The 25,354-nt window shown below is 68.4% G+C and carries 23 protein-coding genes; 19 read left to right on the top strand and 4 right to left on the bottom strand.

Translation table 11 applies throughout. From position 1 onward, the window contains the following. Positions 1-76 precede the first annotated feature (76 nt). From murA to hisD, 3 genes are read left to right on the top strand one after another with little or no spacing between them, the layout of a single operon-like run. Entirely contained in the window at positions 77-1,354 is a 1,278-nt protein-coding gene (murA, locus tag B2J86_RS04125; RefSeq protein WP_169169978.1) for a UDP-N-acetylglucosamine 1-carboxyvinyltransferase, read from the top strand. Beyond that, positions 1,354-2,016: an ATP phosphoribosyltransferase gene (gene hisG, locus B2J86_RS04120; protein WP_173024778.1), complete on the top strand. Its 663-nt coding sequence runs from the start codon at positions 1,354-1,356 to the stop codon at positions 2,014-2,016. Before murA ends, hisG begins: the two co-directional genes overlap by 1 nt. 10 nt (positions 2,017-2,026) lie before the next feature. Continuing rightward, on the top strand, positions 2,027-3,343 hold the full coding sequence (gene hisD / locus B2J86_RS04115) for a histidinol dehydrogenase (protein ID WP_173024777.1): 1,317 nt from the start codon (positions 2,027-2,029) through the stop codon (positions 3,341-3,343). 285 nt (positions 3,344-3,628) lie between these two features. On the opposite strand, the gene B2J86_RS04110 is transcribed toward hisD, so the two are convergent. After that, positions 3,629-4,477, bottom strand: a complete 849-nt coding sequence (locus B2J86_RS04110) for an NAD-dependent protein deacetylase (protein WP_173024776.1) — start codon at positions 4,475-4,477, stop codon at positions 3,629-3,631. A gap of 116 nt (positions 4,478-4,593) precedes the next feature. Between B2J86_RS04110 and B2J86_RS04105 the strand changes: the two genes are divergently transcribed. From B2J86_RS04105 to hisF, 8 genes are all read left to right on the top strand, one after another. Beyond that, complete coding sequence (locus tag B2J86_RS04105; RefSeq protein WP_173024775.1) at positions 4,594-4,818, top strand: CopG family transcriptional regulator; 225 nt, start codon at positions 4,594-4,596, stop codon at positions 4,816-4,818. A gap of 2 nt (positions 4,819-4,820) precedes the next feature. Further along, positions 4,821-5,273 (top strand): PIN domain-containing protein, encoded by a 453-nt coding sequence (locus B2J86_RS04100; RefSeq protein ID WP_169635397.1) that lies wholly within the window; start codon positions 4,821-4,823, stop codon positions 5,271-5,273. After that, the gene (gene hisC / locus B2J86_RS04095; protein ID WP_169169985.1) at positions 5,270-6,382 is read left to right on the top strand and encodes a histidinol-phosphate transaminase; all 1,113 of its coding nucleotides are present in this window, start codon (positions 5,270-5,272) and stop codon (positions 6,380-6,382) included. The genes B2J86_RS04100 and hisC overlap by 4 nt, the downstream gene beginning before the upstream one ends. Then, positions 6,379-7,002 carry an imidazoleglycerol-phosphate dehydratase HisB gene (gene hisB, locus B2J86_RS04090; protein ID WP_169635396.1) on the top strand — a complete coding sequence of 208 codons (624 nt, stop codon included), beginning with the start codon at positions 6,379-6,381 and terminating at the stop codon, positions 7,000-7,002. The genes hisC and hisB overlap by 4 nt, the downstream gene beginning before the upstream one ends. Before the next feature lie 50 nt (positions 7,003-7,052). Continuing rightward, positions 7,053-7,730 (top strand): imidazole glycerol phosphate synthase subunit HisH, encoded by a 678-nt coding sequence (gene hisH / locus B2J86_RS04085; RefSeq protein ID WP_169635395.1) that lies wholly within the window; start codon positions 7,053-7,055, stop codon positions 7,728-7,730. Positions 7,731-7,785: 55 nt separating this feature from the next. Then, positions 7,786-8,529 (top strand): 1-(5-phosphoribosyl)-5-[(5-phosphoribosylamino)methylideneamino]imidazole-4-carboxamide isomerase, encoded by a 744-nt coding sequence (hisA, locus tag B2J86_RS04080; RefSeq protein WP_173024774.1) that lies wholly within the window; start codon positions 7,786-7,788, stop codon positions 8,527-8,529. Between the two features lie 10 nt (positions 8,530-8,539). Further along, positions 8,540-9,571 carry a UDP-glucose 4-epimerase GalE gene (gene galE, locus B2J86_RS04075; RefSeq protein ID WP_173024773.1) on the top strand — a complete coding sequence of 344 codons (1,032 nt, stop codon included), beginning with the start codon at positions 8,540-8,542 and terminating at the stop codon, positions 9,569-9,571. Positions 9,572-9,764: 193 nt separating this feature from the next. Continuing rightward, positions 9,765-10,565, top strand: a complete 801-nt coding sequence (gene hisF / locus B2J86_RS04070; protein WP_169169990.1) for an imidazole glycerol phosphate synthase subunit HisF — start codon at positions 9,765-9,767, stop codon at positions 10,563-10,565. A gap of 108 nt (positions 10,566-10,673) precedes the next feature. Here hisF and B2J86_RS04065 read toward each other — a convergent pair whose 3' ends face one another. Both B2J86_RS04065 and B2J86_RS04060 read right to left on the bottom strand, forming a co-directional pair. Continuing rightward, positions 10,674-11,432, bottom strand: a complete 759-nt coding sequence (locus B2J86_RS04065; protein ID WP_169169991.1) for a LytTR family DNA-binding domain-containing protein — start codon at positions 11,430-11,432, stop codon at positions 10,674-10,676. Next, positions 11,429-12,562: a sensor histidine kinase gene (locus tag B2J86_RS04060; protein WP_169635394.1), complete on the bottom strand. Its 1,134-nt coding sequence runs from the start codon at positions 12,560-12,562 to the stop codon at positions 11,429-11,431. The genes B2J86_RS04065 and B2J86_RS04060 overlap by 4 nt, the downstream gene beginning before the upstream one ends. Positions 12,563-12,613: 51 nt before the next feature. On the opposite strand from B2J86_RS04060, the gene argH reads away from it, so the two are divergent. Together argH and B2J86_RS04050 are read left to right on the top strand one after the other, a co-directional pair. Next, positions 12,614-14,071, top strand: a complete 1,458-nt coding sequence (gene argH / locus B2J86_RS04055; RefSeq protein WP_169635393.1) for an argininosuccinate lyase — start codon at positions 12,614-12,616, stop codon at positions 14,069-14,071. 198 nt (positions 14,072-14,269) lie between these two features. Next, positions 14,270-15,259 (top strand): Bug family tripartite tricarboxylate transporter substrate binding protein, encoded by a 990-nt coding sequence (locus B2J86_RS04050; protein WP_173024772.1) that lies wholly within the window; start codon positions 14,270-14,272, stop codon positions 15,257-15,259. Between the two features lie 170 nt (positions 15,260-15,429). Here the strand turns inward: B2J86_RS04050 and B2J86_RS04045 are convergent, their stop codons facing one another. Continuing rightward, a complete protein-coding gene (locus B2J86_RS04045; protein ID WP_173024771.1) occupies positions 15,430-17,550 on the bottom strand; it encodes a catalase in 2,121 nt (706 codons plus the stop codon). 325 nt (positions 17,551-17,875) lie between these two features. On the opposite strand from B2J86_RS04045, the gene B2J86_RS04040 reads away from it, so the two are divergent. From B2J86_RS04040 to B2J86_RS04015, 6 genes are all read left to right on the top strand, one after another. Next, complete coding sequence (locus B2J86_RS04040) at positions 17,876-19,990, top strand: BCCT family transporter (RefSeq protein WP_169635391.1); 2,115 nt, start codon at positions 17,876-17,878, stop codon at positions 19,988-19,990. Between the two features lie 156 nt (positions 19,991-20,146). After that, positions 20,147-21,172: an ABC transporter ATP-binding protein gene (locus tag B2J86_RS04035; RefSeq protein WP_173024770.1), complete on the top strand. Its 1,026-nt coding sequence runs from the start codon at positions 20,147-20,149 to the stop codon at positions 21,170-21,172. Between the two features lie 114 nt (positions 21,173-21,286). After that, entirely contained in the window at positions 21,287-22,585 is a 1,299-nt protein-coding gene (locus tag B2J86_RS04030) for an ABC transporter substrate-binding protein (RefSeq protein ID WP_169635389.1), read from the top strand. Between the two features lie 7 nt (positions 22,586-22,592). Beyond that, the gene (locus B2J86_RS04025; protein ID WP_169170113.1) at positions 22,593-23,495 is read left to right on the top strand and encodes a carbohydrate ABC transporter permease; all 903 of its coding nucleotides are present in this window, start codon (positions 22,593-22,595) and stop codon (positions 23,493-23,495) included. Then, positions 23,492-24,340 carry a carbohydrate ABC transporter permease gene (locus tag B2J86_RS04020; RefSeq protein WP_169170112.1) on the top strand — a complete coding sequence of 283 codons (849 nt, stop codon included), beginning with the start codon at positions 23,492-23,494 and terminating at the stop codon, positions 24,338-24,340. Before B2J86_RS04025 ends, B2J86_RS04020 begins: the two co-directional genes overlap by 4 nt. Before the next feature lie 97 nt (positions 24,341-24,437). Next, complete coding sequence (locus tag B2J86_RS04015; protein ID WP_169635387.1) at positions 24,438-25,313, top strand: endonuclease/exonuclease/phosphatase family protein; 876 nt, start codon at positions 24,438-24,440, stop codon at positions 25,311-25,313. The last annotated feature ends 41 nt before the right edge of the window (positions 25,314-25,354 follow it).

Genomic DNA, 25,354 nt, shown 5'->3' with positions numbered 1-25,354 from the left:
TTGATAGCTCCTTGCGCTTTGCCCATAAGCGTTTGAGCCCTTTTTCTTTCTCAATTCACTTTTCAGGTTTTCCGCCATGCACAAACTCCTCATCCGCGGAGGTCGGCCCTTGCAGGGCGAGGTGGCCATCTCTGGTGCCAAGAATGCCGCCCTGCCCGAACTGTGCGCGGCGCTGCTCACCGCCGATCCCGTGGTGCTGACCAACGTGCCGCGCCTGCAGGACGTGGCGACCATGCTCACGCTGATCCGCAACATGGGCGTGTCGGCCGAGCGCGACGACAACGGCACGGTGCGCATCGACGCCAGCGCCCTGAGCTCGCCCGAGGCGCCCTACGAGCTGGTCAAGACCATGCGCGCCTCGGTGCTGGCGCTGGGGCCGCTGCTGGCGCGCTTTGGCGAGGCCACGGTGTCGCTGCCCGGCGGCTGCGCCATCGGCTCGCGCCCCGTGGACCAGCACATCAAGGGCCTGCAGGCCATGGGCGCCGAGATCGTGGTCGAGCACGGCTACATGATCGCCAAGCTGCCGGCCGGGCGCACGCGCCTGAAGGGCGCGCGCATCACCACCGACATGGTCACCGTGACCGGCACCGAGAACTTCCTCATGGCCGCGGCGCTGGCCGAGGGCGAGACGGTGCTCGAGAACGCCGCGCAGGAGCCCGAGATCGCCGACCTCGCCGAGATGTTGATCGCGATGGGCGCGCGCATCGAGGGCCACGGCACCAGCCGCATCCGCATCCAGGGCGTGGAGCGCCTGCACGGCTGCACGCATGCCGTGGTGGCCGACCGCATCGAGGCCGGCACCTTTCTGTGCGCCGTGGCCGCCACCGGCGGCGATGCGCTGCTGCGCCACGCGCGCCCCGACCACCTGGACGCGGTGGTCGAGAAGCTGCAGGACGCCGGTGCGGACGTGCAGGCCGTGGACGGCGGCATCCGCGTGCGCAGTCCGGGCGCTGCCGCATTGCGCGCGCAGGGCTTTCGCACCACCGAGTACCCGGGCTTTCCGACCGACATGCAGGCGCAGTTCATGGCGCTCAACTGCGTGGCGCAGGGCACGGCGGCCGTGACCGAGACCATTTTTGAGAACCGCTTCATGCACGTCAACGAACTGGTGCGCCTGGGCGCGCGCATCCAGATCGATGGCCGCGTCGCCATCACCGACGGCCTGGACGGCACGGCCAGCCTCTCGGGCGCCACCGTCATGGCGACCGACCTGCGCGCGTCGGCCAGCCTGGTCATTGCCGGCCTGGTGGCGCAGGGCGAGACCGTGGTCGACCGCATCTACCACCTGGACCGGGGCTACGACCGCATGGAAGCGAAGCTGCGTGCCCTGGGCGCGGACATTGAAAGAATCTGATGATCACCCTCGCCCTGTCCAAAGGCCGCATCTTTGACGAAATCATGCCCCTGCTGGCCGCCGCCGGCATCGAGGTGCTCGAAGATCCGGAAAAGTCGCGCAAGCTCATCCTGCCCACCAACCGGCCCGACGTGCGCGTGGTGCTGGTGCGCGCCACCGACGTGCCCACCTACGTGCAGTACGGCGGCGCCGACCTGGGCGTGTGCGGCAAGGACACGCTGATCGAGCACAGCGCCGAATGGGGTGCGGGCCGCTCGGGCCTGTACCTGCCGCTCGACCTGCGCATTGCCCAGTGCCGCGTGAGCGTGGCCGTGCGCTCGGACTTCGACTATGCGCAGGCCGTCAAGCAGGGCTCGCGCCTGAAGGTGGCGACCAAATACACCGCCATCGCGCGCGACTTCTTCGCCAGCAAGGGCGTGCACGTCGACCTCATCAAGCTCTACGGCAGCATGGAGCTGGCGCCGCTGATCGGCCTGTCCGACGCCATCGTCGACCTCGTCTCGACCGGCAACACGCTCAAGGCCAACCACCTGGTCGAGGTCGAGCGCATCATGGACATCAGCTCGCACCTGGTGGTCAACCAGGCCATGCTCAAGCTCAAGCAGGCGCCGCTGCGCCGCATCATCGATGCGTTTGCCGGTGCCATCCGCCCTGCCGACTGACCGATTGACTATGACTTTTGTAGCTGCACCCGCACGCCTGTCCAGCGTTAGCGCCACTTTTGAGGCAGATTTTGCCGCGCGCCTGCACTGGTCCGCCGACACCGACGCTGCCATCGAGCAGCGCGTCGCCGACATCCTGGCCGACGTGCAGCAGCGCGGCGACGCGGCCGTGCTCGAGTACACCGCGCGCTTCGACGGCCTGGCCGCGCCCGCGGTGGCCGCGCTCGAACTCACGCAGGCCGAGCTCAAAGCCGCGTTCGACGCGATTTCCGCGGAACAGCGCCACGCTCTGGAGGCGGCCGCCGCGCGCGTGCGCAGCTACCACGAGGCGCAGAAGCAGGCCTGCGGCCAGAGCTGGAGCTACCGCGACGAGGACGGCAGCCTGCTGGGCCAGAAGGTCACGCCGCTCGACCGCGTCGGCATCTACGTGCCCGGCGGCAAGGCGGCCTACCCCAGCAGCGTGCTGATGAACGCCATCCCCGCGCACGTGGCGGGCGTGGGGGAGATCATCATGGTCGTGCCCACGCCGCGCGGCGAGAAGAACCCGCTGGTGCTGGCCGCCGCCTATGTGGCCGGCGTCACGCGCGCCTTCACGATCGGCGGCGCGCAGGCCGTGGCGGCGCTGGCCTATGGCACGCAGACCGTGCCCAAGGTCGACAAGATCACCGGCCCCGGTAATGCCTACGTGGCCAGCGCCAAGAAGCGCGTGTTCGGCACCGTGGGCATCGACATGATCGCCGGCCCGAGCGAAATCCTGGTGCTGGCCGACGGCAGCACGCCGCCCGACTGGGTGGCGATGGATCTTTTTTCGCAGGCCGAGCACGACGAACTGGCGCAGTCGATCCTGCTGTGCCCCGACGCCGCCTACCTCGACGCCGTGCAGCAGGCCATCGACCGTCTGCTGCCCACCATGCCGCGCGCCGAGATCATCGCCAAGAGCCTCACCGGCCGCGGCGCGCTGATCCACACGCGCAGCATGGAAGAGGCCTGCGCGATCTCCAACCGCATCGCGCCCGAGCACCTCGAAATATCGAGCCGCGAGCCGCACCGCTGGGAGCCGCTGCTGCGCCACGCCGGCGCGATATTCCTGGGCCCGTACACCAGCGAGTCGCTGGGCGACTACTGCGCCGGCCCCAACCACGTGCTGCCAACGAGCGGCACGGCGCGCTTTTCGAGCCCGCTGGGCGTGTACGACTTCCAGAAGCGCAGCAGCCTCATCGAGGTCAGTGAGCAAGGCGCGCAGGTGCTGGGCCGCATTGCCAGCGTGCTCGCGCATGGCGAAGGACTGCAGGCCCATGCGCGCGCGGCGGAGATGCGGCTGAAGTAGCCCCTGCAGTTGCGCGCTTTCGCGCCAAGCCGCCATGCCGCAAGGTCTGGCGGCTTTTTGCATGGCTGCCCGCCCCGACGGTGCATGGTGCGCCGGGGCAACAGCCAGCCCAAAAGCCGCAATCCGGTGGAACACAACAGGATCAAGAACTGCACGACGTGATAAGTCGGTTGGAGATGGAGAAAGCGGACTTGAGGCAGCAATTGAGGGCGCAAGGTCGGAAAGTTGCGCAACTCAAACGCATCGCCGCGGAGCATGGAGTGCCGCGGCCCGAGGTTCCCGCATTCAGAGCAGGGCGGCCAGGTCTTCCAGGGCCGGGGCGCACGCCACCTGCAGCTTGCCATCGAGCTGCGCGTCCGCGCGCGTCGCACCGAGGTTGATCGCCACCACCGGCAGACCGAGCTGCTTGGCGGCATGCACAAAGCGCAGGCCCGAATACACCATGAGCGAACTGCCCACGACGAGCAGCAGGTCGCTGTGCGCCAGCCGCTGCATGGCGTCGTCGACCCGCGGGCGCGGCACGTTCTCGCCATAGAACACGACATCGGGCTTGAGGATGCCGCCGCACAGCGGGCACGGCGGCACGGCGAAGCGTGAAAAATCCACCCCGCTCAGGTCGGCATCGCCATCGGGCGCCGCCGGCGCATGGCGGTGTCGCCACGCGGGATTCGCCGCCAGCAGGCGCGCCTGGAAGTCGCCGCGCGCGCTGCGCTGGCCGCAGGCCATGCAGACCAGCTGGTCCAGACGCCCGTGCAGGTCGATCACCCGCCGGCTGCCGGCGCGCTGGTGCAGGCCGTCCACGTTCTGGGTGATGGTGCTGTGTGCGGGGCCGCGCGCTTCCAGCTGGGCCAGGGCCTGGTGCGCAGCGTTCGGCCGGGCCTGGCTGAACACCGGCCAGCCGGCCAGGCTGCGCGCCCAGTAGCGCTGGCGGTTGCTGGCGTTGCCCATGAAATCCTGGAAGGTGACGGGCGCCGAGCGCTTCCACGCGCCCGCGGCGTCGCGGTAATCGGGGATGCCGCTGTCCGTGCTGATGCCGGCGCCGGTCAGCACGGTCCAGCGCGGCGCGCGCCGCAGCAGGGTCAGCACAGGGTGGTGGGAGTGGTCCGCAACGGGGCTGGCAGGCGGGTGGTCCATGGCACGAATGTACCGGGCGAAAGCGGGCGGCGTTCGGCCAACCAAAAGCCACCACACGGCGCATCAAATTGGAGCACGAAGTTCGTGCAACACGAAGTTCGTGTATTATTTTGCCCATGAAGAACATCACCGTCACCATGGACGACGCCGTCGCCGAATGGGTGCGCGTGGAGGCCGCCAGGCGCGGCAGCAGCGTCTCGCGCCTGCTCGGTGAATGGATGGCCGAAAAGATGCGCCAGGAAGACGCCTACGCCCAGGCCATGCGCGAGGCGCTGAGCTTCGAATCCTGGGGCGCCTCCAGCGGGCCCTATGTGCCGCGCAACATCCTTTTCGAGCGTTGAACGTGGCCACCGCCCCGATCTTTGTCGACACCGAAGTGCTGCTGGCCAGCGTGGACGACCGCGATCCGGCCCGCCGGGCGCGGGCCCGCGAATGGATGGCGTTTTGCTGGCAGACCCGCAGCGGGCGCATCAGCTCGCAGGTGCTCAACGAGTTGTACAACCAAGCCATCCAGCGTTTTAAAGGCCCGCAGGTGCTGCAACGCGTGCGCGCCCAGGTGCGGCGCCTGCGCGTGTGGCTGCCGCCGCACCTCGACGCCTACACCGTGGACGGCGCCTGGGACCTGCAGGACCGCTACGGCCTGAGCTACTGGGATGCGCTGATCCTGTCCTCGGCGCACCAGCAGGGCTGCCGCTGCCTGCTGACCGAAGCCCTGCCGCATGGTCAGCAGATGGATGCGGTGCAGACCATCAACCCCTTTCTTGTGGTTCCGACAGAACTGGACTTTTCCGAATGACGCTCTCTGCCAAAGATCCCCTCCAGGTGATCCGCCCTGACGTGCGCGCCATGCGCGCCTATGCCGTGCAAAGCGCCGACGGCCTGCTGAAGATGGACGCGATGGAAAACCCCTTCGGCCTGCCGCCCGCGCTGCAGTCAGCGCTGGGCCAGCGCCTGGGCGCGCTGGCATTGAACCGCTACCCGGGCGAGGGCACCGAGCGGCTCAAGGAGGCCCTGGCGCGCTATGCCGGCCTGCCGGCCGGCCAAGCCCTGGTGCTGGGCAATGGCTCGGACGAGCTCATCACGCTGCTCGCGCTGGCCTGCGCCCAGCCCGGCACGGGCCAGCGCGCCACGATGCTCGCGCCCATGCCCGGCTTCGTGATGTACCCGATGAGCGCGCAGCTGCAAGGCCTCGATTTCGTCGCCGTGCCGCTCACGCCCGACTTCGAACTCGACGAGCCCGCGATGCTAGCCGCCGTGGCCGAGCACAAGCCGGCCATCACCTACATCGCGTACCCGAACAACCCCACGGCGACGCTGTGGAGCGAAGCGGTGGTGCAGCGCATCATCGATGCCGTGGGCGCGCAGGGCGGCATCGTCGTCATGGACGAGGCCTACCAGCCGTTCGCCCGCCGCAGCTGGATCGACCGCATCCGCGCCGAGCCCGAGCGCAATGCGCATGTGCTCTTGATGCGCACGCTCAGCAAGTTCGGCCTGGCCGGCGTGCGCCTGGGTTACCTGATGGGTCCGGCCGCGCTGGTGGCCGAGATCGACAAGGTGCGCCCGCCGTACAACGTCAGCGTGCTCAACTGCGAGGCCGCGCTGTTCGCGCTCGAGCACGCCGACGTGTTCGCCGCCCAGGCGGCCGAGCTGCGCGCCCAGCGCGACCGGCTCGTGGCCGCGCTGCGCCAGATGCCCGGCATCGAGAAATGCTGGGACAGCGAGGCCAACATGGTGCTGGTGCGCGTGCGCGACGCCGCCAAGACCTTCGCCGGCATGCGCGAACGCAAGGTCCTTGTCAAGAACGTTTCTACAATGCACCCATTGCTGGCCCGCTGCCTGCGCCTCACGGTCGGCAGCGCCGATGACAATGCGCGCATGCTGGACGCGCTCCAGGCTTCGATATGACCTCTTCTGCCCTCATTTCTTCCATTTCCTCCGACCGCACCGCTGAAGTCAGCCGCAACACCGCCGAGACGCGCATCACCGTGCGCATCAACCTCGACGGCACGGGCCAGTCCTCGCTGCACACCGGCATCGGCTTCTTCGACCACATGCTCGAACAGATCGCGCGCCACGGCCTGATCGACCTCGAAGTGCACGCCGACGGCGATCTGCACATCGACGGCCACCACACGGTCGAAGACGTCGGCATCACCTTCGGCCAGGCCGTGGCCCGCGCCGTCGGCGACAAGAAGGGCCTGCGCCGCTACGGCCACGCCTACGTGCCGCTCGACGAGGCGCTCACGCGCGTGGTCATCGACCTCTCGGGCCGCCCCGGCCTGGTGCAGAACATCGCGTTCACGAGCGGCATGATCGGCGCGTTCGACACCCAGCTCACGCACGAATTCTTCCAGGGCTTCGCCAACCACGCGGGCGCCACGCTGCACATCGACAACCTGCGCGGCGCCAACGCCCACCACCAGTGCGAGACCGCGTTCAAGGCCTTTGCGCGCGCGCTGCGCTTTGCCGTCGAGCGCGATGCGCGCAGCGCCGGCACCATCCCCTCGACCAAGGGACTGCTGTGATCTTCAAGCCAAATCGGCTCCAAACGCTTGCCTGATAAGCGCTGACAGCTATGAATACAGAAGCAAAAACCGTGGCCGTGGTGGACTACGGCATGGGCAACCTGCGCTCGGTGTCGCAGGCCGTGCAGGCGGCGGCCGCCGGCACGGCCTGGACCGTCGTCGTCACCGCGCGCCCCGAGGACGTGCGCGCCGCCCAGCGCGTCGTGCTGCCCGGCCAGGGCGCGATGCCCGACTGCATGGCCGAGCTGCAGGCCTCGGGGCTGCGCGAATCGGTGCTCGAAGCGGCCGCGGCCAAGCCGTTGTTCGGCGTCTGCGTGGGCATGCAGATGCTGCTCGACCACAGCGCCGAGGGGCCGGACGGCGGAACGCCGGGCCTGGGCCTGGTCCACGGCGAGGTGCTCCGGTTCGATCTGGCCGGCCGGCTGCAAGCTGACGGCAGCCGCTACAAGGTGCCGCAGATGGGCTGGAACCCGGTGCGCCAGGTGCCGCATGGCGGCGCCGTGCACCCGGTGTGGGCCGGCGTTCCCGACGGCAGCCACTTCTATTTCGTCCACAGCTACTACGCCCGACCGTCCGATGCGCGCCACTGCGCGGGCGAGACCGACTATGGCGGCCTGTTCGCCTCGGCCATCGCACGCGATAATATTTTCGCCACACAGTTCCATCCCGAGAAAAGCGCGGAACAGGGCCTGCAGCTCTACCGCAACTTTTTGCACTGGAATCCCTGAGTTTTTCACCATCTGTTCGGGCCGCGCCTGCCATCGCTTTTTTCGCTGAACCACCATGCTGCTCATTCCTGCCATCGATCTCAAGGACGGCCATTGCGTACGCCTCAAGCAAGGCGACATGGACCAATCGACCACCTTCGGTGAAGACCCGGCCGCCATGGCGCGCCGCTGGGTCGATGCCGGTGCGCGCCGGCTGCACTTGGTGGACCTGAACGGCGCATTCGCCGGGGCGCCCAAGAATATCGCCGCCATCAAGGCCATCCTGCGCGAGGTTGGCGACGACGTCCCGGTGCAGCTGGGCGGCGGCATCCGAGACCTCGACACCATCGAGAAATGCATCGACGGCGGCCTGCGCTACGTCATCATCGGCACCGCCGCCGTGAAGAACCCCGGTTTCCTCAAGGACGCCTGCACGGCATTTGGCGGCCACATCATCGTCGGCCTCGATGCCAAGGACGGCAAGGTCGCCACCGACGGCTGGAGCAAGCTCACCGGCCACAACGTGGTGGACCTGGCGCGGAAGTTCGAGGACTGGGGCGTCGAATCCATCATCTACACCGACATCGGCCGCGACGGCATGCTCTCGGGCATCAACGTCGAAGCCACCGTCAAGCTCGCGCAGGCGGTGACCATTCCCGTCATCGCCTCGGGCGGCCTGGGCAGCATGCAGGACATCGAGCAGCTCTGCGCCGTCGAGGACGAAGGCGTCGAAGGCGTGATCTGCGGCCGCGCCATCTACACCGGCGACCTCGACTTCGCCGCCGCGCAGGCGCGCGCCGATGCGCTGAACGCGGTCTGAGCGCCACAGCGTGATTCTTGTCACTGGCGGCGCCGGATTCATCGGCTCCCACACCTGCGTGGCGCTGGCTGCGGCGGGCGTGCCCTTTCTGATCCTCGACAATTTCGGCAACAGCCGCCCCTCGGTGCTCGCGCGCCTGGGCCGCATCACGGGCGCCGAGCCCGTCTGCATCGAGGGCGACGTGCGCGATGCGGCGCTGCTGGCGCGCATCTTTGCCGAGCACCCGATCCGCGCCGTCATCCATTTCGCGGCGCTCAAGGCCGTCGGCGAGTCGGTGCGCGAGCCGCTGCGCTATTACGACAACAACGTCGCGGGCACCGTGGTGCTGCTGCAGGCCATGCAGGCGGCCGGCGTGCGCACGCTGGTGTTCTCGTCCTCGGCCACGGTGTACGGCGACCCGGCCTCGCTGCCGATCCGCGAGGACTTCCCGCTCTCGGCCACCAACCCCTACGGCTGGAGCAAGCTCATGATGGAGCAGGTGCTGGCCGACGTCGATGCGGCCGAGCCCGGCCAGTGGCGCATTGCGCGCCTGCGCTACTTCAACCCGGTGGGCGCGCACGAGAGCGGCCTGATCGGCGAAGACCCGCAGGGCGTGCCGGGCAACCTGATGCCCTTCGTGGCCCAGGTCGCTGTCGGGCAGCGCGAAGCCTTGAGCGTCTATGGCGACGACTACGCCACGCCCGACGGCACCGGCGTGCGCGACTACATCCATGTCTGCGACCTGGCCGAAGGCCATGTGGCGGCGCTGCGCTACCTGCAGGACCACGCGGGGCTGCTGACCGTGAACCTGGGCACGGGCCGCCCCGTGTCGGTGCTCGAGATGGTGCGCAGCTTCGAGCGCGCCAGCGGCCGCGCCGTGCCCTTCCGCGTCGTCGCGCGCCGCCCCGGCGACGTGGCGCAGTGCTGGGCCGACCCGGCGCTGGCCGAGCAGCTGCTGGGCTGGCGCGCGGGACGCGACCTCGACCGCATGTGCGCAGACGCCTGGCGCTGGCAGGACGGCGTGGCGCGCACGCTGCAGGCACCGGACTCTCAAAAAGCATAGCACGCGACGCAGGCCTTGTTTCGCTTTCAGGCCTGAAAATGCCTCAAATCAGGGCCAGGCGAGCGCAGCGTGCTCACGTTTTTGAAGCATCCCGTAGCCGGGCCCTGCGCCACGGGCCGCCAGGGCCGGCCGGCGGGCCGCACCCGCGTGGTATCTTGTCGGGCTTCTTTTCCACTGCCGGATTTCCAGCGCCATGCTTGCCAAACGCATCATTCCCTGCCTTGACGTGACCGGTGGCCGCGTCGTCAAGGGCGTCAACTTTGTCGAACTGCGCGATGCCGGCGACCCGGTCGAGATCGCCGCGCGCTACAACGCGCAGGGGGCAGACGAGCTCACCTTCCTCGACATCACCGCCACCAGCGACGGGCGCGACCTGATCCTGCACATCATCGAGGCCGTGGCCAGCCAGGTCTTCATCCCGCTCACCGTCGGCGGCGGTGTGCGCACGGTGGATGACGTGCGCCGCCTCCTGAACGCGGGCGCCGACAAGACCAGCTTCAACTCGGCGGCGCTGGCCAACCCCGAGGTCATCAACGCCGTGTCGGCCAAGTACGGCGCGCAGTGCATCGTCGTCGCGATCGACGCCAAGCGCCGCAGTGCGGAAGACGCGCAGCGCCTTGGCGCGCATGGCGAGCCGGTGGGCGCGGGCTGGGACGTCTACAGCCATGGCGGGCGCAAGAACACGGGCCTCGACGCCGTGGCCTGGGCCGCCGAGATGGCGCAGCGCGGCGCCGGCGAGATTTTGCTCACCAGCATGGACCGCGACGGCACCAAGGCGGGCTTCGACCTCGAGCTCACGCGCGCCGTCAGCGACGCGGTCAGCGTGCCGGTGATCGCCTCGGGCGGTGTCGGCACCCTCGACCACCTGGCCGACGGCATCCAGATCGGCGGCGCCGACGCGGTGCTGGCCGCGAGCATCTTCCACTACGGCGAGTTCACCGTGCAGCAGGCCAAACAGCACATGGCGGCGCGCGGCATTCCGGTGCGGCTGTAATCTGTTTTTGATGAAATAGGCCTCCAGCCCTTTCTGGGAAAGCGCTGATAGCTATTGTTTGGATAGCATGCCGCCGGCCCCGCAAGGGACCGTTTTCTTTGGGGAGGCTCAGCGCTCGATTTCTTCGCGCACCGCGGCCACCTGCCGGCGCGAGACCGCCAGCAGCTCGCCCAGCCCCTGCAGGCGCACGGCCCAGCCTTCGCCTTCTTCGGGGTCATCGTGCTTTTCGAGCGCGCGCACGGCGCGGCGCGCCACCAGCGCGTTGCGGTGGATGCGCAAGAAGTGCGGCGCGTGGCGCGCTTCGAGCTCGCTGAGCGCGCCGTCGAGGATGTAGCTGCGCGCGGCGGTGCGCACGGTGACGTATTTCTGTTCGGCCTTGAAGTACAGCACCTCGGCCAGCGGCACGCGCTCGGTGCGGCCGCGGTCCTGGATCAACAGCGCCTCGCCCGCCCGGGGCGGCGCAGCGGCCAGGGCGGGCGTGCCCACGGCGCGCCGCGCCTTTGCCAGCGCCTGCTGCAGCCGCTCGCGGCGCACCGGCTTGGTCAGGTAGTCGACCGCGTCGAGCTCGAAGGCGCTGACCGCGTGGTCGGTGTGCGCTGTGACGAACACCAAGGCCGGCGGGTGCGCCAGCGTGCGCAGCTGGTGTGCCAGGCCCAGGCCGTCCTGGCCGGGCATGTGGATGTCGAGCAGCACCAGGTCGAAAGCGCGGCCCCCGGTCGGGGCGAGCCGCTCCATCGCCTCGGCGGCGCTGGCGGCCTCGGCCACGGCGTGGGGCGCGCTGTGCGGCGCGTCCGCGCTGCAGTCGGCCAGCAGGGTGCGCAGGCGCTGGCGCGCCAGGGGCTCATCGTCAACGACCAGGATGTTCATGGGGCAGTCGGCGCGCTGCGGCGCGCGGGGGTCGGGGAGGGCGCTGGCGCGCGCGCCGGGCGGGGCGCGGGCAGGGCGATGCGCACCTGGTAGAGGCCGCCGTCCATGCCGGCGCTGAACTCGCCCTGCACGTCGTGCAGCAGCGCCAGGCGCGCGCGCACATTGGCCAGCGCGATGCCGTGGCCGGGCGGGGCCGCGGGCCCCTGCGCGTTCTCGCCGGGCACGGTGTTGGTGATGCGCACCACCACGCGGCTGCCGCGCAGCTCGGTCTGCACGCGCAGCTTGCCGCCGCGCGCGCTCGGTTCGATGCCGTGCTTGACGGCGTTCTCCACCAGCGGCTGCAGCAGGAGCGGCGGCAGGCGTGCGCTGTCGGCGCGCGGGTCGAGCTGCCACTGCACCTGCAGGCGCGCGCCAAAGCGCACCTGCTCGATGTGCAGATAACGCCGCGCGAGCGTGATCTCTTCGGCCAGCGTCACGGCCTCGCCCTGTTCGACCAGCGCGTGGCGAAACAGGTCGCTCAGGTCTTCCAGCAGCGACTCGGCCTGGGCCGGTTCTTCGCGCACCAGGGCGATGGCGCTGTTGAGCGTGTTGAACAGGAAGTGCGGCCGGATGCGCGACTGCAGCTCGGCGAGCCGCGCCGTGGTAGCCGCCGGCGTGCGCCCGCGCGCGCGCAGCACCAGCGCCGCCACCAGCGCCGCCGCCAGCAGCGCGCCGCTGGCGCTGCTCGCCAGCCAGGGCGGCTGCGCCACCACGCCGGCCAGCGCCAGCATGGCGCAGGCATAGGCGCCCGCCAGCGCCCCCAGCGCCACACCGGCCGCGTACTGGCCGCGCGTGCCCAGGCGCTGCAGCAGCGTCTTCAGGCTGCAGGCGGCCACCAGCCAGGCCAGCGTGGCGGGCAGGGCGCCGCCAGTCAGCAGCGCCAGGCGCGCCAGCCAGTCCAGCAGCGTGTCGGCCCCGTACATCGCGCCCACGCCCAGCACCGTTTCGACGAACAGCACGGCGCGCAGCACCACGCCGACTTCGCAGGCGTCGAACACCAGCGCGCGCCGCACTTTGGCGTGCGCGCGGGGCCTTGGAGGCAAGGATTCGAGATCTTGCGGCAGGGTCGATAAAATTTGCGGGTTTTGCATTGCGGCATCCGGGCGTCCCGGGTGTCTGTTCCACCGGATTATTGCCCCACCATGCCTACCAGCTCCACCCCGCCGCCGTCCCACAACCAGCTCGACACCAAGGCGCAGGCCTGGTCGGCGCTTTTCTCGGAGCCCATGAGCGACCTGGTCAAGCGCTACACCTCGAGCGTGTTCTTCGACAAGCGGCTGTGGCAGGCCGACATCGCGGGCAGCCTCGCACATGCCGAGATGCTGGCCGCGCAGGGCATCATCGGCGCGGGCGACCATGCCGACATCGAGCGCGGCATGGCGCAGATCACCGCCGAGATCGAGTCCGGCGGCTTTGACTGGAAGCTCGACCTCGAAGACGTGCACCTGAACATCGAGGCACGCCTGACGCAGCTCGTGGGCGATGCCGGCAAGCGCCTGCACACCGGCCGCAGCCGCAACGACCAGGTCGCGACCGACGTGCGCCTGTGGCTGCGCGGCGAGATCGACCTGATCGGTGGCCTGCTGACCGACCTGCAAAAGGCGCTGGTCGACACCGCTGCCCAGAATGTCGACATGATCCTGCCCGGCTTCACGCACCTGCAGGTGGCGCAGCCCGTGAGCTTTGCCCACCACCTGCTGGCCTATGTGGAAATGTTTGCGCGCGATGCCGAGCGCATGCAGGACGTGCGCCGCCGCGTCAACGTGCTGCCGCTGGGCAGCGCGGCGCTGGCCGGCACCACCTACCCGCTCGACCGCGAGCGCGTGGCGCGCACGCTGGGCATGGACGGCGTGTGCCAGAACAGCCTGGACGCCGTGAGCGACCGCGACTTCGCGATCGAGTTCACGGCTGCCGCGAGCCTGTGCATGGTGCACATCAGCCGCTTCAGCGAAGAGCTGATCCTGTGGATGAGCCAGAACTTCGGCTTCATCAAGATCGCCGACCGCTTCACCACCGGCTCGTCGATCATGCCGCAGAAAAAGAATCCCGACGTGCCCGAACTCGCACGCGGCAAGACCGGCCGCGTGGTCGGCCACCTGATGGGCCTGATCACGCTGATGAAGGGCCAGCCGCTGGCCTACAACAAGGACAACCAGGAAGACAAGGAGCCGCTGTTCGACACCGTCGACACCTTGAAGGACACGCTGCGCATCTTCGCCGAGATGGTCGGCGGACAGCTGAACCCGGCCACGGGCGCGAAGGAGGGCGGCATCACCGTCAACGCCCAGGCCATGGAAGACGCCGCCAAGAAGGGCTACGCCACCGCCACCGACCTGGCCGACTACCTGGTCAAGAAGGGCCTGCCGTTCCGCGACGCCCATGAAACCGTGGCCCACGCGGTCAAGGCGGCGGTGTCCCACGCGTGCGATCTGTCGGAGCTGCCGCTGGCCGTGCTGCAGGGCTTCCACCCGCAGATCGAAAAAGACGTGTACGAAGTGCTGAGCCTGCGCGGCTCGCTCAACGCGCGCAACACGCTGGGCGGCACCGCGCCGGCGCAGGTGCGCGCGCAGATCGCGCGGCACCAGGCGCGCCTGGGTTGAGGGCTGGCGCAGCGGTTTGAGCCAAACAGGGCTCTGACGCTTGCCTGGCAAGCGCTGGCAGCTCTCTTTTTCATAGTGCAAGATGCCCGCCGTGGGCACGGACGGGCGCCGGCGCCCGCCGCGCCCTGCCGCACCGCGCGCAGGCGGCTATCGTGCTGCGCTGGTGTTCATCCATTTCATTCCTGGAGGGAGTCGGATATGTTGTCTTCACGTCGCACCCTGTTGGCGCGCGCCCTGCGCTGCGCCGGCGCCCTGGCCGCGGGTCTGGCCTTGTCCACCGCCATGGCGCAGACGGCCAAGCCCGTGCGCATCCTGGTCGGTTTTCCGGCCGGGGGCGGCTCGGATGCGATCGCGCGCTTGCTGGCCGACAAGCTCAAGGACCAGATCCAGGCGCCCGTGGTGGTCGACAACCGTCCCGGCGCCGGTGGCCAGATCGCGGCGCAGGCGCTCAAGGGCGCGCCCGCCGACGGCCGCACGCTGTTCCTCTCGCACGACCACACCATCTCGATCCTGCCACTGGTCACCCGCAACCCCGGCTACGAGCCGGTGCGCGACTTCGTGCCCGTGGCCGGCATCGCCACCTTCGTCAACGCCTTTGCCGTCTCGGGCGGCACGCCGGCCCCGAACTTTGGTGCTTACGTGGACTGGGTCAAGGCGCAGGGCGGCGGCAAGGGTGCAGTGGGCATTCCGGCGCCGGCGTCCACGCCCGAGTTTCTGGTCCAACTGATCGGCCAGAAATACCAGCTCGACTTGGTGGCCGCGCCCTACCGCGGCAGCGCCCCGATGGTGGCCGACATGCTGGGCAACCAGATCGCGGCCGGCGTGGGCTCGGTGCAGGACTTCATCGAAAACCACAAGGCCGGCAAGATCCGCGTGGTGGCGGTGCTGGGCGGCAAGCGCCAGGCCGCGATGCCCGAGGTGCCGACGTTTTCTGAGCTCGGCCTCAAGGGCTTCGAAGACCTGCCGTATTACGGCCTGTACGCGCCCAAGGGCACGCCGCAGCGCGAGCTCAACCGCCTGTCGGTCGCGGTCTCGAAGGTGCTGCTGCTGCCCGAGGTGCGCAAGCAGCTCACCGACCTGGGCCTCACCATGGACTACATGACCCAGCAGCAGCTGGCCGCGCGCGAGCGCGCCTATACCCAGGCGTGGACGCGCATCATCCAGGGCAGCGGCTTCCAGCCGCAGTGACGCAGGCCGCGGGCCAACGCGCTCGCGGCGCGCTCAGAGCAGGCTGTCGCGCTGCTGCTCGGCGCGCGAAGCACCTACGGCGCTCTCGACCTGTCTGACCTCTTCGGGCGGCGGTCCCATACTCCTTGGCAGGTCCAACGAACAGGGGCGCGCGGGCGCCGCGCCTGCTCTCAGGCGAGGGTGCGCAGCTTGGGTTCGCGCTCCCACTGGCGCGTCTTGGCGGCGGCAACGAAGGCCGCGGTGTCGGACGGGTCGAGCACGCCGGCGTCAGGCTCGATGCCCGCAGCCTGCACGATAGCCTGCGAGCCCTTGCAGGCGGCAATTGCCTTGAGGTGGCCAAACGCATCGCGGAACCAGTTCACCGCTGCGGCTTCGCGTGCCAGCTTGCCGCCTTGTTCGGGCGCCAGCACCGACGCCACGGCATCAAAAAGGGGCGAAGGCATGCCCGCCAGCTGCCCATCGGCGCTCAGGTGCTTGCCATCGTCGAGCACCGCTCCGCCCACCTTGGGCGCCACGATCTTCACGCTGGCGCCTTCCTTTTCAATGGCTTTCTGCAGCGCGGCGATGGATTTGGCGCTGGAGCCATCGGCCACCAGAATGCCGACGCAGCGGCCGTTGAGCGTGTTTTTCATGCGCGCAATCAACGCCGTGGCGGGCGAGAGCGGCAGGTCCTGCGGCGCCACCGCGGCGGGCGGGGCCGGCGGCAGGGCGCTCAGGCCCAGGCCATCGGCCACGCGCTGGGCCAGCGTCTCGTCAATGTGGCGCAGCTGCCCCACCACGGCTTCGCGCACGCGCACTGTCTCGACCTTGGACAGCTCGAACACCAGCGCCGAGGCCAGGTGCGCCTGCTCGACCTTGCTCTGGCTGCGGTAGAACATCCGCGCCTGGCTGAAGTGGTCGGCAAAGCTCTCGGCACGCACGCGGCCGTTGGCACCGTCGCCGGCGGGCTCGGCAAAGGCGCGCGTGCCCACGGCCTGCGAGGCCCGCGGCGTGTCGGGCTGCAGGCTGCTGGGCTCGTAGTTGACCCGGCCCTGGGGCTGGCGCATCTGCATGTGGCCGTCGCGCTGCAGGTTGTGGAACGGGCATTGCGGCGCGTTGACCGGGATCTGCGTGAAGTTCGGCCCGCCCAGGCGGATCAGCTGCGTGTCGAGGTACGAAAACAGCCGCCCCTGCAGCAGCGGGTCGTTCGAGAAGTCGATGCCGGGCGGCACGTTGGCCGGGCAGAACGCGATCTGCTCGGTTTCGGCAAAGAAGTTGTTGGGCCAGCGGTTGAGCACCATGCGGCCGATGGTTTTGAGCGGCACCAGCTCTTCGGGCACGATCTTGGTCGGGTCGAGGTGGTCGAACGGGAAGCTGGCCGCTTCGTCTTCGGTGAACAGCTGCACCGCCAGCTCCCATTCTGGGAAGTTGCCGGCCTCGATGGCCTCAAACAGGTCGCGGCGGTGAAAGTCGTTGTCCGCGGCCTGGAGCTTCAGGGCCTCGTCCCACACGGTGGACTGCAGACCCAGCTTGGGGCGCCAGTGGAACTTGACGAAGGTGCTGCGGCCCTGTGCGTCGAGCAGGCGAAACGAGTGGATGCCAAAGCCTTCCATCATGCGCAGGCTGCGCGGAAGGGTGCGGTCGCTCATCTGCCACATCACCATGTGCATGGCTTCGGGCATCAGCGAGATGAAGTCCCAGAAGGTGTCGTGCGCGCTCGCCGCTTGCGGGAATGCACGGTCGGGCTCCATCTTCACCGCGTGCACCAGGTCCGGAAATTTCATCGCGTCCTGGATGAAGAACACCGGAATGTTGTTGCCCACCAGGTCCCAATTGCCTTCGCTGGTGTAGAACTTGACGGCAAAGCCGCGCACATCGCGCGGCGTGTCGACCGAGCCGGCGCCGCCGGCCACGGTGGAAAAGCGCGCAAACAGCGGCGTTTGCTTGCCGACCTCGGTGAGCACCTTGGCCGTGGTGTATTGCGCGAGCGACTCGGTCAGTTCAAAAAAACCGTGCGCGCCCGAGCCGCGCGCATGCACCACGCGCTCGGGGATGCGCTCGTGGTCAAAGTGGGTGATTTTTTCGCGCAGGATGAAGTCTTCCAGCAGCGTGGGACCCTTCGGCGTGGCGCGCAGCGAATTCTGGTTGTCGGCAATGGCAATGCCCAGCTGCGTGGTCAGCACCGGGTGGCTGCCGTCGGCCTGCTGCTGCAGTTCGCCACCTTCGCCGTGGGGGGCCTTGGATGGATTGGCGGCCGAGGCGGCCGCAGGGGTGCCGCTGGCATGGCGACGTGGGGGTGGGGACTTGGGCATGCGAAACGCTCCTCAAAGGAAGGTCAGGGGGCAGCCGCCATCTTCAGATGCCATCGGTACCCGGCGGGTAGGACACCGCGCCATGCACGTGTCGGCGCCGGGTCGGGGCAGGGCGGGCGCGTCCGCGGATGGAGCACCGGGCAAGTTTCATGCCCATGGCATGCAGTCGTCCGTGGCACGGTGCTTGCCACTGCAGCGGCGCGCTTGCTACGCGACCCAATGGGTGCCATAAAGCGCTGTGCGCCATTTTTTCGGCCTGGTTTCAGCATCCGCACCCTGGCGCTGGGGTTTGCGTCTTGCTTCTGTCTTTCGAGATCGGCCCAGCATGCCTGACACACCTTCTGCCAATGCCGCCCCGCCTGGCGCGGGCGCCCCGCCCGCCACGCCATTCACGCCGCCGCCGGCCGGGCCGGGGCGCGCACCTTTCACCACGATGGCGCCGCAGGTGGTGGTGCCAGCGCTGCTGGTGCTGGGCGTGCTGCTGGTGTTCTGCGGTGTGTTTCCCCAGCGCGCCGACCGTTTTTTCTTGGGCGCGCAGGCTTGGGTGACGGGCCATTTCGACTGGCTCTACACCGTGGCAGTCACCGCGTTTCTGGTGTTTCTGGTGCTGGTGGCGGTCAGCCGCTATGGCGACATCCGCCTGGGGCCGGACGACGCCGTGCCCGAGTTCAGCTTCGTGTCGTGGACGGCCATGCTGTTTGCCGCCGGCATGGGCATCGGCCTGATGTACTTTGGCGTCGGCGAGCCGCTGCAGCACTACCTCAAGCCCCCCACGCAGATCGGCGGCACCCCTGCGGCGGCGCGTGAGGCGCTGGCGTCGACCTTCTTTCACTGGGGTTTCCACGCCTGGGCGGTGTACGGCACCATGGGCCTGGTGCTGGCCTACTTCGGCTTTCGCTACAACCTGCCGCTGACGCTGCGCTCGGGCCTGTACCCGCTGCTGAAAGACCGCATCAACGGCCCGATCGGCCACGGGGTGGATGCCTTTGCGGTGGTCGGCACCATCGCCGGCCTTGCCACCACGCTGGGCTACGGCGCGCTGCAGCTGGCCGCCGGCCTGCACCAGGTGACGGGCTGGGACACGTCCACACCGGTCTTTCAGGTCGGCATCATCGCCGTGGTGGTGCTGCTGGCGGGCCTCTCGGCGGTCTCGGGCCTGGACAAGGGCGTGCGCATCCTGAGCGAATTCAACCTGTCGCTGTCTTTCGTGCTGCTGGGGTTCGTGATCGTGGCCGGCCCGACGGTATTCCTGTTCCAGGCGTTCAGCGAGAACATCGGCACCTACCTCTCCAGCCTGGCCCAGCTGTCGCTGCGCACCTTTGCCTACGAGCCCAGCCGCGAGCCGGGCTGGTTCGGCGGCTGGACGATCCTGTACTGGGCCTGGTGGATCTCGTGGTCGCCGTTTGTCGGCATGTTCATTGCGCGCATCTCGCGCGGGCGCACCATCCGCGAGTTCGTCATTGGCGTGCTGCTCGTGCCCACGGCCTTCAACCTGCTGTGGATGACGGCCTTCGGCAACGGCGCCATCTGGGTGGACACGCACATTGCCCACGGCGCGCTGGCGCAAACCGTCGGCAACGTAGACGCTTTGCTGTTCCGCTTTTTCGAATACCTGCCGTGGACCAACGCCGTGTCGTGGCTGGCCATTCTGCTGATCGGCGTGTTCTTCATCACCTCGGCCGACTCGGGCGCCTATGTCGTCGATGCCATCGCTTCGCGCGGCGACCCGCGCTCGCCCGTGTGGCAGCGCCTGTTCTGGGCCGTGGTGCTGGGCGTGACGGCGGCGGTGCTGCTGCTGGCCGGCGGCCTCAAAGCCCTGCAGGCGATGACGCTGGTGGCGGCGCTGCCGGTGGCGCTGATCATGCTGGTGCTGTGCTATGGCCTGTGGCGCGGGCTGGTGGCCGACCGGGCGCATGCCATGCAGGACCTGGCACCCGCCACCAACTTCTGGAGCGGCCAGCACTGGCGCCGGCGCCTGGCGCAGATCGTGCACGAGACCACCGAAGCCGACGTGCGCCAGTTTCTGCGCGCCACCGTGCTGCCGGCCATGCACGACGTGGCGCGCGAGCTGCGCGAGCGCGGCGTCGAGGCCGATGTGCACGAGAACCTGGCTCGACAGTCCGAAGAGGGCACGACCGACCTGGTGCGCCTGACGCTGCCCGATCCGCAGATGCGTGACTTCGTCTACGGCGTCAAGGCCATGCACCGCCCGGTGCCGGTGTATCTGGTGCGCGAGGCGGCACGCTCGGGCCAGCGTGAAGAGGTGTATGCGCCGATGACTTTCTTTGCCGACGGGCGCCTGGGCTACGACATCGAGTACCTGCGGCGCGAGGAAATCATCGTCGACATCCTGCGCCACTACGAGCGTCACCGCACCGTGCTGGCCGACGAACGCGCGCAGTTGCTCAACCGCGCGCCCGGCCACACCGATCCCGCCTGACAATGCCGCACAGCCGCCGCGCAACCGGTCTCGCTGCGCGCATTCACCATCGCGCGCTGGGGTCCACATGGCACTGTCATATGACAGACACAGGCCCCTGGAAAACCCTGCAAAAACCGTAACACCGCCGTCATATCTGCTGCCTACACTGGGGCGATGTCACTGATTGAAATCGACGCGGTCGGCAAGTCCTGGGGGACGACCACGGCACTGCAGTCCATGAGCTTGCGCATTGAGCCGGGCTCCTTCTGCGTGCTGCTGGGCCCTTCGGGCTGCGGCAAATCGACCACGCTGCGCATCATTGCGGGGCTGGAGTCGGCCACGTCGGGGCGCGTGCTCATCGATGGGCACGATGTGACCCATCGGCCGCCGGCGCAGCGTGGCATTGCCATGGTGTTCCAGAACTATGCGCTGTTTCCGCACCTGAGCGTGGGGCAGAACATCGGTTTTGGCCTGTCGGTGCGCAAGGTTCCCAAGGCAGAGGCCGCGCAGCGTGTGGCGCAGGCGGCCGACATGCTGGGGTTGTCGCACCTGCTGGAGCGCCGGCCCGCGCAGCTGTCGGGCGGGCAGCAGCAGCGCGTGGCGCTCGGGCGCGCTTTGGTGGCGCAGGCGCGCGTGTGCCTCATGGATGAGCCGCTGTCCAACCTCGACGCCCAGCTGCGCCAGGAAATGCGCACCGAACTGCGCGAACTGCAGCAGCGCCTGGGCTTGACCGTGGTCTACGTGACGCACGACCAGACCGAAGCCATGAGCATGGCCGACCAGGTGGTGCTTCTGAACCAGGGGCGGGTCGAACAGTGCGCCGCGCCGCGCGCCCTGTATGCCGAGCCGGCCACGACGTTCGCCGCGCGCTTCATCGGCACGCCCCCGATGAACCTCGTGCGGCTCGACCAAGGCTGTATTGCCGGGACGGACCTGCGTGTCGCTGCCGCGCACGCGCACTGGCTGGGCCTGCGCCCCGAGGCCGTGGTGCTCGCCGACGGCGGAGTGGGCGGGTTCGTCCACAGCCAGGAGTACCTGGGCGCCGATGCCGTGCTGCGCTGCGCCGTGGGAACTGAATTCATCACGGTGCGTGCGCCGGGCCACCAGGCGCCGTCGGTGCAGGGCACCGCCGTGCACTTGCGCTGGCAGGCACACGACCAGCATGTGTTCGATGCCGACGGGCGGCGCATCGCGGCCTGACGCGTCCACTCGCCGCTGCGAGACCGATGTCCTTCACCCCTGCCACCGCCATGGCCCATGCGGACGGGCATGGCTTTTCCTCTTTACCACAATGTTGATACCCGGAGTTCACCCATGCAACGCAACACGTTTCTGAAGACCCTGGCCGCCCCCGCGGTCGCCGCACTCGCCCTGTGCGCAGGCAGCGCCTTGGCGCAAACACCGCTGGAGGTACCGTTCTACTACCCCGTGGCGGTGGGCGGGCCCATCACCAAGGCGATCGACGGCTACGCGGCCGAGTTCAACAAGGCCCATCCGCAGTACAACGTCACGCCGATCTATGCGGGCACCTACCAGGAAACCATCGTCAAGGCCCTGACGGCCCACAAATCGGGCAAGGCGCCGGCCACGTCCGTGCTGCTGTCCACCGACATGTTCACGCTGATTGATGAAGACGCCATTGCGCCGATCGACGGCTTCGTCAAGACCGATGCCGACAAGGCCTGGCTCAAGGGCTTCTACCCCGCCTTCATGGCCAACAGCCAGACGGGCGGCAAGACCTGGGGCATTCCGTTCCAGCGCTCCACCGTGGTCATGTACTACAACAAGGAAGCGTTCAAGGAAGCGGGATTGGACCCGAACAAGGCGCCCGCCACTTGGAAGGAGCTGTCCGAGGCCGCCAGGAAGCTGACCAAGAAAGACGCCAGCGGCAACGTCACGCAGTACGGCATCCAGATCCCGTCGACCGGCTTTGCCTACTGGATGCTGCAGACTCTGACCACGCCCAACGACGTGCTGCTGGCCAACGAAGCCGGCACCAAGGTCACCTTCGACAACCCCAAGGTCATCGAGGCGCTGGACTACTGGGTCAACCTGACCAAGGACGGCGTGCACCCCAAGGGCGTGGTGGAGTGGGGCACGACACCCAAGGACTTCTTTGAGAAGAAGGCCGCGATCATCATCACCACGACGGGCAACCTGACCAACGTGAAGAACAACGCCAAGTTCGACTTTGGCGTGGCGCAAATTGCGGGCAACGTGCGCAAGGGCGGCTCGCCCACGGGCGGCGGCAACTTCTACATCTTCAAGAAGGCGCCCAAGGAACAGCAGCAGGCCGCCTTCGAGTTTGCCAAGTGGGTCACCCAGCCCGAGCGCGCGGCGCAGTGGAGCATGGACAGCGGCTACGTGGCCGTGTCGCAGGCCGCCTACGACACGCCCACCCTCAAGAAGTACGGCCAGGATTTCCCCCAGGCGCTGGTGGCGCGTGACCAGTTGCCCGTGTCGGTGGCCGAATTCTCGACGCACGACAACCAGCGCGTGACCAAGGTGCTCAACGACGCCATCCAGGCTGCGCTCAATGGCACCAAGACCTCGGCGCAGGCCATGAAGGACGCGCAGCGCGAGGCCGACCGCATTCTGCGCAGCTACAAGTAAGCCACCCATGCCGGCGATGCACATCACGCCGGATGCGGGCAGCAGCCAGCGTGCGGTGCATGCCTGGCTGCTGCTGCTTCCGGCCTTGGTCCTCCTGGTGGCGTTCACGCACTGGCCCGCCGTGGCCACGCTGATCGACAGCTTCTTTTCCACCCCGCGCGCCGGCCAGGCCGCCCAGTGGGTGGGGTTGGAAAACTACGCGGTGATGGCCGACGACCCGGTGTTCTGGCAGGCCGTGCGCAACAACCTGTGGTTCGCGGGCGTGACGATTCCATTGTCCATCGGCCTCGCACTGCTCATGGCCGTGTGGGTCAACGAGCGCATGGCCGGGCGCACGCTGTTGCGCATGGCCTACTTCACGCCCACGGTGCTGCCCATGATCGCCGTGGCCAATATCTGGCTGTTCTTCTACACGCCGCAGTACGGGCTGCTCGAGCAGATCACCGGCGCCTTCGGCCTGCCGTCGCACAACTGGCTCGGTGACCCGGGTACGGCGCTGGCCAGCGTGACGCTGGTGGCCGTGTGGAAAGAGGCAGGCTTTTTCATGATCTTCTACCTGGCCGCGCTGCAGACGCTGAACCCCAGCCTCAAGGAAGCCGCGGCCATCGAGGGTGCCTCGCGCTGGTATTTCTTCCGCCGCGTGCAGTGGCCGCTGCTCATGCCGACCACGCTGTTCGTGCTGGTTAACGCGGTGATCAATGCCTTCCGGCTGGTGGACCACATCTTCATCCTGACGCGCGGCGGGCCGAACAACGCCTCCACGCTGCTGCTGTACCACCTGTACGAGGTCGGATTCAAGTTCTGGGACACGGGCTATGCCGCCGCCATCACCGTGGTGCTGGTCGTGGTGCTGGCCAGCGTGGCGCTGGTGCAGTTCTTCGTGCTCGACAAAAAGGTGCACTACCAATGACCAGCGCCGTTGCCACCTCCGCGCAGCGCGGGCCCGACATCTATGGCGCCACGTGGCTGGATACGCTGGCCGCCTGGGTGCTGGCCATTCTGTGGATTCTGCCGCTGGCCTATGCGTTCTGGACCGCATTCCACCCGAGCGAATACGCCACGCGCTTTGACCTGGCCGCGCCCTGGACGCTCGACAACTTCCGCCGCGCCTGGGAGGCAGCGCCCTTTGCGCGCTACTTCCTCAACACCATGGTGCTGGTGACCCTCATCCTGTGCGCGCAGCTGGTGCTGTCCACCTTGGCGGCCTATGCCTTTGCGCGCTACGAGTTCCGCGGCAAGAACGTCGCGTTCGCGCTGGTGCTGGTGCAGCTGATGATCATGCCGGACATCCTGCTGGTCGAAAACTACAAGACCATGGGTGCCCTGGGCCTGGTGGACACGCTGGTGGCCATCGGCCTGCCGTATTTCGCCTCGGCCTTCGCGATCTTCCTGCTGCGCCAGACCTTCCTGGGCATTCCGAAGGAGCTCGACGAGGCCGCGCGCGTGGAAGGGGCGAGTGCGCTGCAGATCCTCTGGCGCGTGTATGTGCCGCTGGCGCGGCCCGTGTACACCGCGTTCGCGCTGGTGTCGGTGAGCTTTCACTGGAACAACTTCCTGTGGCCGCTGATCATCACCAACAGCGTGGAGTCGCGCCCGCTCACCGTCGGGCTGCAGGTGTTCTCGTCGGTCGAGCAGGGCGTCGAATGGTCGATCATCACGGCGGCCACGCTGATGTCCACCGCGCCGCTCCTGATCGCCTTCATCCTGTTCCAGCGCCAGTTCGTGCAGAGCTTCATGCGCGCCGGCATCAAGTGATGTTTTTGAATGAAAATGGCCTCCAGCGCTTGCCCAGAAAGCGCTGGCAGCTATTGATTTTGATGGATTGTGCCCCCAAGGCGGCGCGGAAGACCCGATGCAACTTGTGACCTGGAACACCCAGTGGTGCCGCGGCCTGGACGGCCGGGTGGATGTGGTGCGCGTCGTGCAGCACGCGTTGGCGCTGGGCGATGTGGACGTGCTCTGCCTGCAGGAGATCGCGGTGCACTACCCCGGTCTGCCTGGCGCACCGGGCGACCAGGTGGGCGAGGTGCGGGCGCTGCTGCCCGAGGGCTGGCAGCTGTTCTTCGGCGCCGCGGTGGACGAATGGACCGCCGCTGGCCGCCAGCGCTTTGGCAACCTGATCGCCACGCGCCTGCCGGTGCGGCAGGTGCAGCACCACGCACTGCCGTACCCGCCGGACGCGGGGGTGCGCAGCATGCCGCGCATGTGCAGCGTGCTCACCGTGCAGGATGCCCAGCTGGGCGCGGTGCGCATCATGACCACCCACCTCGAGTATTTTTCCAAACCGCAGCGCATGGCCCAGGCCCTGGCGCTGCGCGCCTTGCACCTGCAGGCCTGTGCGCAGGCGGCGTGCCCGCCGCAAGCAGCCAGCGATGGCTCGCCGTTCCAGACCAAGGCCCACACGCCGCATGCGGTGCTGTGCGGCGACTTCAACCTGCAGGCTCATGAGCCCGAATACGCGGCCCTGGCGGCCCCGCTGTCGCCGGCCGAGGCCGCAGGCTGGGGCGCTGCGGGCACGGTGCCGCTGTGGGACGCCTGGCGCCTGCGGCACCCTGGCACGCAGCAGCCGCCCACCTTCTGCGTGTTCGACCGCCAGTACGGCCCCGAGGCCGTGGCCTGCGATTTCGCCTGGGTCAGCGACTCGCTCCAGGGCGCGGTGCAGGCGGTGCGCGTCGATGGCGCCACGCAGGCATCGGACCACCAGCCCGTGCTGCTCACCCTCGGTTAGCGCTGCGGCGCTGGCTTGCCCTGTTCGGCAGGCGCGGGCGC

Origin of the sequence: Acidovorax sp. SRB_14 (assembly GCF_012932145.1) — a bacterium.
Lineage (GTDB): Bacteria > Pseudomonadota > Gammaproteobacteria > Burkholderiales > Burkholderiaceae_C > Simplicispira.
The sequence above is the reverse complement of the archived record's forward strand: the minus strand, read 5'-3'. Positions and strand labels throughout refer to the sequence as shown.